We start from the raw sequence: 12062 nt of genomic DNA, 5'->3' as shown, positions 1-12062 counted from the left end.
GCGGGTAACTTACGCTCCCGGCAATGCGGCACCCTGCTTTAACAGCCCCACCCTCAGATCCTTCGCGCGATAGATAATCTCGCCGTCGGCCGAAAGCCAGCCGTCGGCGATACCCAGCCAGAGCTTTAGACGCATCACGCGCTTGATATCGACGTTGTACACAATCTTGCGGACATTCGGCATCACTTGACCGGAGAACTTCAGTTCGCCGAGGCCCAACGCCCGGCCGCGGCCCTCGCCGCCGGTCCAGCCGAGATAAAAGCCGACCATCTGCCACAGCGCGTCGAGGCCGAGACAGCCCGGCATCACCGGATCGCCTTTGAAATGGCAGCCGAAGAACCAGAGATCCGGGTTCACGTCGAGTTCGGCGCGAACGATGCCCTTGCCGTATTCCCCACCGGTTTCGGAAATTTCGGTGATGCGATCGAACATCAGCATCGGCGGCAGCGGTAATTGCGCATTTCCCGGGCCGAATAGCTCGCCACGGCCGCACGCCAGCAAATCCTCGTATTCGTAACCGCCGCGGCGATCCAGCATCGTTTCAGCCTCTCTAAGATGTCCCGCAAAAGTATCCTGGTCGCGCTTTCGAGCGAACCGGACCGGTTTCCCGCGGAAGAATGCCTGTTTCCCGCAAATTGGCGCTACTTGGGTGCCACCGGCAAATGTCCCTGCCGAATATGCATATGTGGTCCGCGCGCTCTGTAACATAGGCCTTGGCGGGCGGCAAAGCACTGGATAGGGCCTAAAAGCACCCTGTCCCATCGCGGGTTCCGCCTTTACCTTGGGATCGTTCTAGTTGCGAAAAACTTGCATCTAAAGGATTTCCTTTTATATTGGGCAAGAATATTGCCCAAGTTTGTCAGCGTGGTACCGAAGTGGAAATGAACGACCAGGTCTCGACTGTGAACGACGACGCCGCTGACTTAGCCGCGATGGATCCGGCCGCCCATGCCGCCGGACATCAACCGGCGTTGACCGGCTGTCCCTGGCATGACGTCAACGAAATGCTGCAAGCTGCCGGCCTGCGGCCGACCCGCCAGCGCATGGCGCTCGGCTGGCTGCTGTTCGGCAAGGGCGCGCGGCATCTGACCGCTGAAATGCTCTACGAGGAAGCGACGCTGGCCAAGGTGCCGGTCTCGCTCGCCACCGTCTACAACACGCTCAACCAGCTCACCGATGCCGGCCTGCTGCGCCAGGTCAGCGTTGACGGCACCAAGACCTATTTCGACACCAACGTGACGGCGCATCACCACTTCTATCTCGAGAACAACCACGAGCTGGTCGACATTCCAGATCCGCATCTGGTGCTGTCGCGGATGCCCGACGTGCCGGAAGGTTACGAAATCGCCCGCGTCGACATGGTCGTGCGGCTGCGCAAGAAGCGCTGAGCTCTATCAGCCCGTCGTCCCGGCCTTGAGCCGGGACCCATAACCACAAATGTTTATTGTTGAGGACGGCGTCGGCCATTCGTGGCTAACGCGGAGCCGCGGGGTATGGGTGGGTCCCGGCCCCCCGCGCGCAATTGCGCACTAGGCCGGGACGACGACAATTGGTCGTCAACGGCGCAATCAATCCACCTTCTCGTCGGCGTAGACGCCCCACAGCCGCTGCTGTTCGATCCAGCCGTCAAATCCGTTGCCGATCACGCGGCACCAGCCGGCCGCGCATTTCTTGACCTGGGCGACGACGCCGGCCTGCAGGCGCGCGGCGACCGCGCTGGACGGATCGGCGCGATCGTAGAGCGGCGCGAGTTCGTCCTTGGTCTTCATGGTGACGACGGCGGTGCGGCGGCCCGACAGCAGGGAATGATAGACCCAGCCCTCGGCGCCTTCGGAATCGCGCACCCGGCGCCAGTTCTCGAATTCAGCGGTGATTTCGACCGGCAGGCCGGAGCGGGTGTAAACCCAGGCGACGTCATTGTCCTTGGTCGGACCGGCCCTGACATTCACATGATCGGATTTGAGGCTGACATAACGCGGCACCGGGAGGCCGCTGGTGGTGGAGCCTGCTTCCTTGGCTGAAAAACCTGTGCTGACCGACGCACCCAGCATGCACCCTGCCAGCACCGCCATCGAACAGAAACGCCCCAACGCCATCAACTCGTCTCCTGCCGAGAACCTCTCAACTCGAATTCTTCGAGTTGAAACAATCCACTCAACGCCTGAAACCCAAGACCCTTAAACCTGAGTCCCCCTGTGCCCGCCTCGGTCGCAACTCGGATTGTCGTTCCCGAGGGGTTCTTGTCTTGGCCCGGCCTTCTGCTAGAGAGGACGGAACGCTTGAGAACCAGAACGCCCGAATTTCCCTGATTACCTTGACCCTTCCCTTGGCAACCCCGAGGTAAGGATCGGGGAACCCGAGGAAGCGCTAAGGAAACCTAAGGAAACGACCAGGTAGCCGTTCGAACCGCGCAGCGAATGCAGTGTCGAACAACCAGGTTAATGAGGCCTCAACGGCGAAGCTTCTGACTCGTCAAAGGTTGGACGAGCCATTGCCTCATGAGAGCAGGACATGTCGGTTAAGAAAAAGCCTCTCGTCGTCGTCACCCGCAAACTCCCGGACTCGATCGAGACCCGGATGCGCGAACTGTTCGATGCGCGGTTAAATCTCGACGATACGCCGATGACGCCGGAACAGATCGCCGAGGCGGTCCGTACCGCCGACGTGCTGGTGCCGACCGTGACCGACCTGGTCAACGAGGAAATTCTCAAGCAGCCCGACTGCAAGCTGCGGATGATCGCCAATTTCGGCAATGGCGTCGACAATATCGACGTCACGGCGGCGCATGCGCGCGGCATCACCGTGACCAACACGCCGAAAGTCTTGACCGAAGACACCGCCGACATGACCATGGCGCTGATTCTCGCGGTGCCGCGGCGGCTGATCGAGGGCGCCTCGATTCTCACCGATGGCAAGCACTGGCCGGGCTGGTCGCCGACCTGGATGCTCGGTCATCGCATCGGCGGCAAACGCCTCGGCATTATCGGCATGGGCCGCATCGGCCAGGCGGTGGCGCGCCGGGCCCGCGCCTTCGGCCTGCAGATCCACTATCACAACCGCCGTCCCGTCGCGCCCGTGATCGCCGACGAATTGGGCGCGACCTATTGGGAAAGCCTCGACCAGATGCTGGCGCGGATGGACATCATCTCGGTGAACTGTCCGCACACCCCAGCGACGTTCCACCTGCTGTCGGCGCGGCGCTTAAAACTGATCCGGAAAGAGGCCTATATCGTCAACACCGCGCGCGGCGAGGTGATCGACGAGGACACGCTGATCAAGCTGATCGAAGGTGGCGAGATCGGCGGCGCCGGGCTCGACGTCTACGAGCATGAGCCCGCCGTCAATCCAAAACTGGTTCGGCTGGCCAAGGCCGGCAAGGTCACGCTGCTGCCGCACATGGGCTCGGCCACGATCGAAGGCCGTGTCGAGATGGGCGAGAAGGTGATCATCAACATCAGGACCTTCCTCGACAACCACAAGCCGCCGGACCGCGTGCTGCCCAGCATGCTGTGAGGCGGCCACCGAGGATGATGTGAGCGAAGCCCACGCATCGCTGCTGAACCGCCTCGCCGCCACCGTCGTCGCACTACATCCCACGCGGATCATCCGCGTCGCGATCGATGGCGTCGATGGCGCGGGAAAGACCACGCTGGCGGATGCGCTGGCGCCGCTCGTGGCAGCACAAGGCCGCCCGACGATCCGCGCTTCCGTCGATGATTTCCATCATCCACGCTCGGTACGATACGCGCGTGGCCGGTATTCACCTGATGGCTTTTTTCTCGACTCGTACGACTACGATTCATTTCGGACACTGTTGCTCGATCCCTTGAGTCCCGGTGGCTCCGGTCGATACGTCGCAGGGCATTTTGATCTCGACAACGACCGGCCGTTCGAACCGGTCACGCAGCAGGCGCCGCCAACCGCCGCGCTGATCGTTGACGGCATCTTCCTGCACCGCCCCGAGCTTCGGGCCTGTTGGGACATCTCGATCTTTCTGAAGGTCGACTTCAATGTCTCCGTGCCGCGCGGCGCGCAGCGCGGCCCGGATTTTGGCGCGCCCGATCCTGCTGCGCCGCCGAACCAGCGTTATGTCGGCGGCCAGCAGCGATATCTGCGTGAGTGCGCCCCGGAAGAGCATGCCGATATTGTCATCGGCTACAATGATCTGCGGGAGCCAAAAATACTGAAGTGGCGTGCTTCACCCAGTTGAGCCGCCCCGGCCCTTCCGTCTCTCCTGCTTGCGCCATTCCCCGACAAACGCGACGAACGCGCCCAGCGCCGGCGGCGGCTGGCGGCGGCTCGGATAGTACAGAAACGGTCCGGGAAACGGCGCGCACCAGTCGTCGAGCACGCTGACCAGCGCACCCGATTTGATGCCAAAGCGCACATAACCTTCAAACGTCAACCAGAAGCCGATCCCATCGTGGACGGCGCGCAGCGCAAGGCCGAGATAGGTTGCGACCAGTTTTGCCGGCGGCGAAACCACCACGACACGTTCCGCCTTCTCGAATTCCCAATCCAGCATGGCGCCGCTGCCGAACCGGGTGCGGATGCAGGCGTGATCGAGCAGATCCTTCGGATGCATCGGCTTGCCGTGTCGCGCCACATATTCCTTCGATGCCACCACCGCGTAGCGCTGCGGCGCCCCGAGCGAAACCGCAATCATGTCCTGTGCCAGATGCTCGCCGTAGCGCACGCCGGCGTCGAAACCGCCGGCGACGATATCGACGAATGCACTCTCGCCGACGATCTCCAGTTCGATCTGCGGATACTTTGCAAGAAACGGCGCGACCATCGGCGCCAGCACCAGATCGATCGCCGGCGGCGGCGCATTGATGCGCAGGCGGCCCGACGGCACGTCACGCAGTCCGCGCACCTGATCGAGCGCGGCGCCGACATCCGACATCGCCGGCCCGACCCGGGCCAGCAGCAGCTCGCCGGCTTCCGTCAGCGCAACGCTGCGGGTGGTGCGGTTCATCAGACGGACGCCAAGCCGCTCCTCCATGTCGCGCAGCCGCTGGCTGAGACTCGAGACGGAGACGCGCTGCTCGATCGCGGCGCGCCGGAAATTCCGGGTGCGCGCCACGGCGACGAAGGCATCGAGATCGCGGAGATCAACATCGTTCATTGTTCGGTATACTGAACAAACTATTTAGCATTGTCCAGCTTATCGCTCTAATCGCGATCGGCCATACCAGCCTCGTCAACCCGGCACGGGAATCCCGCCGCCAATACGAGGAGCACCACCATGCAACACCGCAAACTCGGCAAAACCGGCCCCAACGTCGCCGCCATCGGTCTCGGCTGCATGGGCATGTCGGACTTTTATGGTCCGGCCGACCGCGGCGAGAGCATCGCCACCATTCATGCCGCGCTCGACGCGGGGATCACCCTGCTCGACACCGGTGACTTCTACGGCATGGGCCACAACGAATTGCTGATCCGCGAGGCGCTCGCCGGCCGCGGCCGCGACGATGTGCAGATCAGCGTCAAGTTCGGCGCGTTGCGCGATCCCGCGCGCGGCTTTATCGGAATGGACGGCCGCCCCGCGGCGGTGAAGAATTTCATCGCCTATTCGCTGCAGCGACTCGGCGTCGATCACATCGACATCTACCGGCTGGCGCGGCTCGATCCGGCGGTGCCGATCGAAGACACGGTCGGCGCCATCGCCGACATGATCAAGGCTGGCTATGTCAGGCATATCGGCCTGTCCGAAGTCGGCTGCGACACCATCCGTCGCGCCCATGCCGCGCATCCGATCGCCGATCTGCAGATCGAATATTCGCTGATCTCGCGCGGCATCGAGGACGATATCCTGCCGACCTGCCGCGAACTCGGTATCGGCGTCACCGCTTATGGCGTGCTGTCGCGCGGCCTGATCAGCGGACACTGGTCGAAAGACAAGTCCGGCGGACAGGACTTCCGGCAGATGACCCCGCGTTTCCAGGGCGCCAATCTCGACGCCAATCTGGCGCTGGTCGAGCCGCTGCGCGAGGTCGCCGCCGATCTCGGCGTATCGGTGGCGCAGGTCGCGATTGCCTGGGTGGCGGCGCAGGGCAATGACATCGTGCCGCTGGTCGGCGCCCGCCGCCGCGACCGGCTGACCGAAGCGCTTGGCGCGCTCGATGTGAAGCTCTCGGCGGCGCATCTGGACAAGCTCGCGAAGGCATTCCCGCCGGATGCAGCCGCCGGCACGCGTTATGCGACGGAGCAAATGGCGCATCTGGACAGCGAGAAGAAGCGGGCCTGAATGCAACCGCACGAGTTCCTCGCGCCCCCATTCGCCGGGGCGCGAGGGTTCCGTGAGCAAAATCACGGTAACTCATCCAATCTGTCCCTAGCCTCCTGTAGCAGCCGAAGCGGATGGCCCCTTCGTCTCGCGACAAGGAGAAGACAGATGAAGAAGTCCGACATCAACGCAGTCGAGCCTGCGAAGTCCGAGCTCGAAGCACCGGTTCAGCTCACCCCGGAACAGCTTGAAATCGTCGCAGCCGGTTTCAGGGCTGCGATCAACCGCGGATCGCTGGGCGATATCATCAAGGATATCACCATCTTCGGCAGATTTCCGACGCCGACGATGCCGGTGCCCACAAAGACGGTTCTATTCTGAATCGATCAAGAGACGAGATGGCGTTCGGCGCGTCGTGCGTCGGACGCCATCCCGGACGCCTTTTCATTTCGGGTTAGACGCAGCTCACCCGGCACGCGCAGCGAGATAGAGGGATTCATGTCCAAGGATTTAAAGAAGCAGATCGACTGCCCGAGTTCGCAGGCGACCGACGAGGGCGCCCGAATCTTTGGCGTAATCACCGGTACGCCGGAGCAGCACCGGGTCGGATATCTCACCGAGACCGTGCCAATCTCCGAACAGGTCCTTGCCCTTGCGGGAGATGCCAAGCCCACGGAACTGTTCCGCATCGCGGCACCCTGCGCGGGCGCCAGCGGCGGCTGCAAGCATTTCAAGGGTAACACCTGCAGTCTGGCCAAAAGGATCGTTGAAGGCGTTCCGGCTGTCGTCAACGCGCTTCCCGCCTGCGAGATTCGCCCCACCTGCCGCTGGTTCCGTCAGGAAGGCAAAGAGGCCTGCTTCCGTTGCCCGCAGGTCATGACGGATAAATCAAACGCGTCTGACTACGAGAAGCAGATTGCCGACATCGACTAGAGCCTTTTCCGTTCCGATTAGATCGGAACGGGGCTCTATATTTTGTTTTGACGCGTTTTCTTAGCGCGAACCGGGATCCACTTCGCTGGAAAACGCTTTAGGACGGATGCCCGCCAGTCCTCACCGGTGCGCACTTAGATCAGTGATCGTGGGCGTATCGCCGTTGAGCGGGTTCGCGGGATCGCGCCGGTAGCGCAGAGTTTCGAACCGCATCGCGCGGGCGTCCACCATCACCAGCCGTCCGACCAGGCTGTCGCCGAAGCCGACGATTTCGCGAATCGCTTCCAGCGCCATCATCGATCCCAGCATGCCCGCGAGAGCGCCCATCACGCCGGCCTCGGCGCAGGCCGGCACCGTGCCCGGCGGCGGCGCCTCTGGAAACAGACAGCGATAGGTCGGATTGAACTCGCCGCCGGCGTCCCGCTCATGGGCGCGGATCGTCGTCAGCGATCCGTCGAACTGGCCAAGCGCCGCCGTGATCAGCGGCTTGGCCGCGAGGAAGCAGGCGTCGGAAACCAGATAGCGGGTTTCGAAATTATCTGACCCATCGAGCACCAGATCATAACCGCCGATCAGCGACATCGCGTTGCCGGCATCGAGACGCACCGCATGCGCCTCGAAGTTGACGTGCGGGTTGAGCGCGTCGATCTGCTGCGCGGCGCTATCGACCTTGCGCTTGCCGATATCGGGCGTGGTGTGGATGATCTGGCGCTGCAAATTGGACAGCGAGACAATATCGTCGTCGACCACGCCGAGCGTGCCGATGCCGGCGGCGGCGAGATACATCAGGACCGGGGCGCCGAGACCGCCGGCGCCGATCACCAGCACGGACGCCTCCTTCAGGGCGGTCTGGCCGGGGCCGCCGACCTCGCGCAGCACGATGTGGCGGGCATAGCGTTCGAGTTCGTCGGCGGTCAGCATCGTCGGTCTATTCCCATGCGCCGTTCCGTGAACCGGGGCGCTGTTGTTGCTGACCAAGCAGATGTGCTTAATTGACCCGAGGTCAATGATCGCTCCAATATTCCCTCCCGATTCCGAATATTCCCTGGGATTTGTCATGAGATCGGTGTTTTCAGCAACAATGATGGTCTCGGCCGCCATTTTCGCGAGCCTGGGATCGTCAGCTCAGGCCCAGTTGACGCCGCCCTCCACGGCCGGCGCCAAGCCGAAGCCGGTCGCGACCGTGCCGATCCGGCCCGCGCTGCAAAAGCCCGAGGAAACCGCCAACGCGATGTCGCAGGCCGAACGGCTGGCGCTGCAATCCGACCTCGCCTGGGTTGGCCAGTACAATGGCGCGGTCACCGGCGACGTCAGCGAGCGCATGGTCAAGGCGATCAAGGAATTCCAGAAGAGCCGCGGGGCCAAGGAGACTGGCGTGCTCAATCCGCAGGAGCGCGGCATCCTCGCCGACACCGCCAGGAAGCGGCAGGAAAATGTCGGCTGGAAGATCGCCACCGATCCCGGCACCGGCGTACGGCTCGGCATTCCCACAAAGCTGGTGCCGCAGCAGGCCAGCGACGCCAACGGCACCAAATGGACGTCGCCGACCGGAACCATCCAGATCCAACTGGCGCGGCGCAAGGAAGCCAATCCGACCACGGCAAAACTCGCCGAGCTGGAAAAGAAGGAAGCCCAGCGCAAGATCGATTACACGGTGGTGAAGCCGGACTTCTTCGTGCTGTCCGGCCTGCAAGGCCTGAAGAAGTTCTATTTGCGCGGCACCTTCAAGGGCGATGAAGTCCGCATCCTCACCATCCTCTATGATCAGGCCACGGAAAATACCGTGGAGCCGGTGGTGATCGCAATGTCGAGCGCATTCAACGCTTTTCCAACCGGCCCGCAGGTCGCGGGCCCCCCGCCGCGCAAGACCGTGGAATATGGCACCGGCGTCGTGGTCAGCGACGACGGCGCGATCATCGCCGACCGCCAGATCACCGACGGCTGCGTCGCGGTCGCGATCGCCGGCTTCGGCAATGCCGACCGTGTGGCCGAGGACAAGGAGCACGATCTCGCTTTGCTGCGCATCTATGGCGCGCGCGGACTGAAGCCGCTCAACCTCGCGAGCCCGGCCTCGAAGACGGCGCTCGACCTGACCGGCATTGCCGATCCGCAGAACCAGGGCGGCGGCGGCGCCGTCAGCAGCGTCAGGGCCTCGGTCGCACAGCTTGGCGGCAGCAGTGACGTCGCGTTGTCGCCGCCGCCCGCGCTCGGCTTTTCCGGCGCGGCCGCGCTCGACGGCGACGGCAAATTCGCCGGCATCGCGCTGCTGAAGCCGGTGGTCGTTGCAGGTCCGGCGAACGGCGCCGCACAGGCGGTGCTGGTGACATCAGATGCCGTGCGCGATTTCCTCAAGGCCAATGGCGTCACTGGCGCCAGCGGATCACCGGACGCAAAAGCATCCGTGGTGCGTGTGATCTGCGTGCGGAAGTAGACCGACGACGTCATTGCGGGACCGAAACCATTCCGTTCCGATTGAATCGGAACGGAGCTCTGGATTCTCGTTCTGACGCGTTTTCTTGACGCGAACCGGTATCCATCCCGCATCAAGTGCGGGACAGGCTTTCACTGGAAAACGCTCTGGCCTCCCCGGTCGCGCGGAGAGGCCGATCGGTTGCGTATCAGGCAGCCTTGATGTCGCTGAGGAAGGTTTCGACATGGCTTCGCATCGTCTCGGACTGCCGAGACAATTCGCTGGAGGCCTGCAGCACCTGATGCGCGGCGGCACCGGTGTCGCCGGCGGCTTGCTGAACGCCACTCACGTTCGACGAGATTTCGCCGGTGCCGAGCGCCGCCTGCTGCACGTTGCGGGCGATCTCCTGAGTCGCCGAGCCCTGTTCTTCCACGGCACCCGCAATCGCGGAGGCGATCTCGCTCATTTCATTGATCGTCGCGGAGATCCCCTTGATGGCAGCGACGGCTTCGCTCGATGAAGCCTGGATCGACGAGACCTGCGTGCTGATTTGGTCCGTTGCTTTCGCGGTTTGTTCGGCGAGGCTCTTGACCTCGGCCGCCACCACCGCGAAGCCGCGGCCGGCCTCACCGGCGCGCGCCGCCTCGATCGTCGCATTGAGCGCCAGCAGATTGGTCTGGCTGGCGATCTCGCTGATCAGCTTGACGACATCGCCGATGCCGGCGGCGTCCTTGAACAGGCCCTGCACCGTCGCGTTGGTGCGATCGGCTTCGCCCACGGCCTTCTGCGCGATCGAGGCCGACTGCGCGACCTGACGGCTGATCTCGGTAACGGAACTGGCCAGTTCCTCCGACGCAGCCGCGACGGTTTGTACGTTCGTCGAAGCCTCCTCGGTCGCAGCCGCCACCGCGGTCGCCTGGTTGCTGGTCTCCTCCGCCGTCGCCGTCATTGACGACGCGGTTGCCTGCAGTTCGGTCGATGCCGACGCAACCGACCTCAACACGGTCGATATATTGGCATCGAAGGTCTGGGTCAGATCATTGACCCGCGCCGCCCGCGCCACGCGCGCGTTGATGGCTTCGGCTTCCTTTTCGGCGAGCCCCTTGGCCTTGATCATGTTCTCCTTGAAGATCAGGACCGCCCGCGCCATCAGCCCGATTTCGTCCTTCTTGTCGGTCGCCGGGATCGCAACCGAATGATCGCCGCCGGCAAGCTGGCCCATGGCGCCGACCATCTTCAGAATCGGCGGCACGATCGAACGGTTGGTCAGATAGACGACAGTCGCCGCAACGCCGATGCCGACACCGAGCAGCACCCAGAGCAGCGTCATCAGGAAACTGGTTTCAGCGAGAACCGCCGCGCCGTCGCGTTTCAGATTGTCTTGCTGGCGCGCGACCATCCCGCCGGAACGCGATCCGGTGGCGTCCTTTGTTCCCGCGAAGATATCGAGCAGTTTGTTGGCGCGGGGAGCCGCCTCGTTGGTCAGGAACCACTGCGCCATGTTCCAGCGAGCCGAGGCCCGGATCTCGAACATCTTCTGCGGCATCGGCGCGAACTTGGCGCGGGCATCGACCAGCGCGTCAAACGCTTTCTGCTGCTCGCTTGTCATTTCCGCGCGTCGCTTCGAGAGCGCCTCGAACTTTGTCTGGTTGAGCGCCCAGAGATCCTCAAACTCCTTCTTGAAGGCCATGTCCGCGGTCAGCAGATAGGCGCGGATCGCGCCGATTGCCATCGCCATACTGCCGCGCATATCTGCAAAACCGATCAACAGGCTCTTGCGCGCATCCGTCGAAGCAATGCCGCCCTCCTCGTCGATGATCGACGTCGCCTTTTGCAGCATGAGTTTCGCCAGCGGCGCGGCCTCGGTGGCGAGCATCTTTGCTGCGGGCTGCTCGTCGATGGTGTGGGCAATTGCTTCGGCCTTGTCCTGCGCGCTGCGCAGTTCGTCGAGCAGTGGCTTGGCCTGCTTCCAGTCCGCCTTGTTCTGTTCGGAGGACCAACGCGTTGAGAGGCCATCCATCTCGGCGCCATGGCGCTGAATGTCTTTCCAGAGCAACACGCGCTCGGCCTTGAATGTGTCGTTGCCGGTGATCAGCCAGCCGCGCAGTGAAGCGAGCGAGGCATAAACCCCGGCCACCACATCATTCGCGGCCATCGCGGTCGGCACGCGAAGATTGACGGTCCGCTCGGTGGATTCGTTGACGTTGCCAACTTTGACGATGGTGATGACGACCACGCATGCAAGCAATGCGCAGATCACGCTGAAGCCCAAGATCAGACGCCCACGAATATTCAACTTCAGAATTGCCATGGCGAACCCCCTCCAGGATGCAGGCGGACAACAACCGTCGGCGCATCAGGATGGGGATTAACCATGAAGAATGGAGAAACAGGCGGCCCGTACTAGTACGCAATTCCTGCCGCAACGACGGAATCGCATGAGAATATTTGCGCTATTTTCAACCACAACGAAGCCGCGGCAATCTTCGA

Annotated in this window: 12 protein-coding genes; 7 read left to right on the top strand and 5 right to left on the bottom strand. The window is 63.0% G+C overall.

The window, feature by feature from the left end; genetic code table 11:
• Positions 1-9: 9 nt before the first annotated feature.
• A complete protein-coding gene (fabA, locus tag JQ600_RS01965) occupies positions 10-537 on the bottom strand; it encodes a 3-hydroxyacyl-[acyl-carrier-protein] dehydratase FabA (protein WP_192736260.1) in 528 nt (175 codons plus the stop codon).
• A 395-nt stretch (positions 538-932) separates the two neighbouring features.
• Here fabA and irrA point away from each other — a divergent pair, with 395 nt between their 5' ends.
• The gene (gene irrA, locus JQ600_RS01960; protein WP_283813409.1) at positions 933-1388 is read left to right on the top strand and encodes an iron response transcriptional regulator IrrA; all 456 of its coding nucleotides are present in this window, start codon (positions 933-935) and stop codon (positions 1386-1388) included.
• Between the two features lie 180 nt (positions 1389-1568).
• On the opposite strand, the gene JQ600_RS01955 is transcribed toward irrA, so the two are convergent.
• A complete protein-coding gene (locus JQ600_RS01955) occupies positions 1569-2096 on the bottom strand; it encodes an SH3 domain-containing protein (RefSeq protein ID WP_192736259.1) in 528 nt (175 codons plus the stop codon).
• Between the two features lie 415 nt (positions 2097-2511).
• Here JQ600_RS01955 and JQ600_RS01950 point away from each other — a divergent pair, with 415 nt between their 5' ends.
• Positions 2512-3513 carry a D-glycerate dehydrogenase gene (locus JQ600_RS01950; protein ID WP_212264048.1) on the top strand — a complete coding sequence of 334 codons (1002 nt, stop codon included), beginning with the start codon at positions 2512-2514 and terminating at the stop codon, positions 3511-3513.
• Positions 3514-3532: 19 nt separating this feature from the next.
• Entirely contained in the window at positions 3533-4210 is a 678-nt protein-coding gene (locus JQ600_RS01945; RefSeq protein WP_312017236.1) for a uridine kinase, read from the top strand.
• Here the strand turns inward: JQ600_RS01945 and JQ600_RS01940 are convergent.
• A complete protein-coding gene (locus JQ600_RS01940) occupies positions 4199-5128 on the bottom strand; it encodes a LysR family transcriptional regulator (protein WP_212386316.1) in 930 nt (309 codons plus the stop codon). The two genes, JQ600_RS01945 and JQ600_RS01940, sit on opposite strands and share 12 nt — an antisense overlap.
• A gap of 120 nt (positions 5129-5248) precedes the next feature.
• Here JQ600_RS01940 and JQ600_RS01935 point away from each other — a divergent pair, with 120 nt between their 5' ends.
• The 3 genes from JQ600_RS01935 to JQ600_RS01925 all read left to right on the top strand — a co-directional run bounded on the left by JQ600_RS01935 (position 5249) and on the right by JQ600_RS01925 (position 7162).
• Positions 5249-6250, top strand: a complete 1002-nt coding sequence (locus JQ600_RS01935; RefSeq protein ID WP_212386315.1) for an aldo/keto reductase — start codon at positions 5249-5251, stop codon at positions 6248-6250.
• Between the two features lie 147 nt (positions 6251-6397).
• Positions 6398-6610 (top strand): hypothetical protein, encoded by a 213-nt coding sequence (locus JQ600_RS01930; RefSeq protein ID WP_212264051.1) that lies wholly within the window; start codon positions 6398-6400, stop codon positions 6608-6610.
• A gap of 117 nt (positions 6611-6727) precedes the next feature.
• Positions 6728-7162 (top strand): hypothetical protein, encoded by a 435-nt coding sequence (locus JQ600_RS01925; RefSeq protein ID WP_192736253.1) that lies wholly within the window; start codon positions 6728-6730, stop codon positions 7160-7162.
• A 120-nt stretch (positions 7163-7282) separates the two neighbouring features.
• Here JQ600_RS01925 and JQ600_RS01920 read toward each other — a convergent pair whose 3' ends face one another.
• Entirely contained in the window at positions 7283-8083 is an 801-nt protein-coding gene (locus tag JQ600_RS01920) for a molybdopterin-synthase adenylyltransferase MoeB (RefSeq protein WP_212386314.1), read from the bottom strand.
• A 136-nt stretch (positions 8084-8219) separates the two neighbouring features.
• Between JQ600_RS01920 and JQ600_RS01915 the strand changes: the two genes are divergently transcribed.
• Positions 8220-9593 carry a serine protease gene (locus JQ600_RS01915; RefSeq protein ID WP_212386313.1) on the top strand — a complete coding sequence of 458 codons (1374 nt, stop codon included), beginning with the start codon at positions 8220-8222 and terminating at the stop codon, positions 9591-9593.
• Between the two features lie 187 nt (positions 9594-9780).
• Here the strand turns inward: JQ600_RS01915 and JQ600_RS01910 are convergent, their stop codons facing one another.
• Entirely contained in the window at positions 9781-11883 is a 2103-nt protein-coding gene (locus JQ600_RS01910; protein WP_212386312.1) for a methyl-accepting chemotaxis protein, read from the bottom strand.
• Between the last annotated feature and the right edge of the window lie 179 nt (positions 11884-12062).

Source organism: Bradyrhizobium sp. AUGA SZCCT0176 (assembly GCF_018130145.1).
GTDB lineage: Bacteria > Pseudomonadota > Alphaproteobacteria > Rhizobiales > Xanthobacteraceae > Bradyrhizobium.
Note: the sequence above shows the minus strand (reverse complement) of the source record. Positions and strands in the feature narration are given on the sequence as shown.

Bases quoted from the DNA above. Each gene is read 5' to 3' on its own strand.
- fabA (WP_192736260.1), bottom strand. From the start codon at position 537: ATGCTGGATCGCCGCGGCGGTTACGAATACGAGGATTTGCTGGCGTGC.
- irrA (WP_283813409.1), top strand. From the start codon at position 933: ATGGATCCGGCCGCCCATGCCGCCGGACATCAACCGGCGTTGACCGGC.
- JQ600_RS01955 (WP_192736259.1), bottom strand. From the start codon at position 2,096: ATGGCGTTGGGGCGTTTCTGTTCGATGGCGGTGCTGGCAGGGTGCATG.
- JQ600_RS01950 (WP_212264048.1), top strand. From the start codon at position 2,512: ATGTCGGTTAAGAAAAAGCCTCTCGTCGTCGTCACCCGCAAACTCCCG.
- JQ600_RS01940 (WP_212386316.1), bottom strand. From the start codon at position 5,128: ATGAACGATGTTGATCTCCGCGATCTCGATGCCTTCGTCGCCGTGGCG.
- JQ600_RS01935 (WP_212386315.1), top strand. From the start codon at position 5,249: ATGCAACACCGCAAACTCGGCAAAACCGGCCCCAACGTCGCCGCCATC.
- JQ600_RS01930 (WP_212264051.1), top strand. From the start codon at position 6,398: ATGAAGAAGTCCGACATCAACGCAGTCGAGCCTGCGAAGTCCGAGCTC.
- JQ600_RS01925 (WP_192736253.1), top strand. From the start codon at position 6,728: ATGTCCAAGGATTTAAAGAAGCAGATCGACTGCCCGAGTTCGCAGGCG.
- JQ600_RS01920 (WP_212386314.1), bottom strand. From the start codon at position 8,083: ATGCTGACCGCCGACGAACTCGAACGCTATGCCCGCCACATCGTGCTG.
- JQ600_RS01915 (WP_212386313.1), top strand. From the start codon at position 8,220: ATGAGATCGGTGTTTTCAGCAACAATGATGGTCTCGGCCGCCATTTTC.
- JQ600_RS01910 (WP_212386312.1), bottom strand. From the start codon at position 11,883: ATGGCAATTCTGAAGTTGAATATTCGTGGGCGTCTGATCTTGGGCTTC.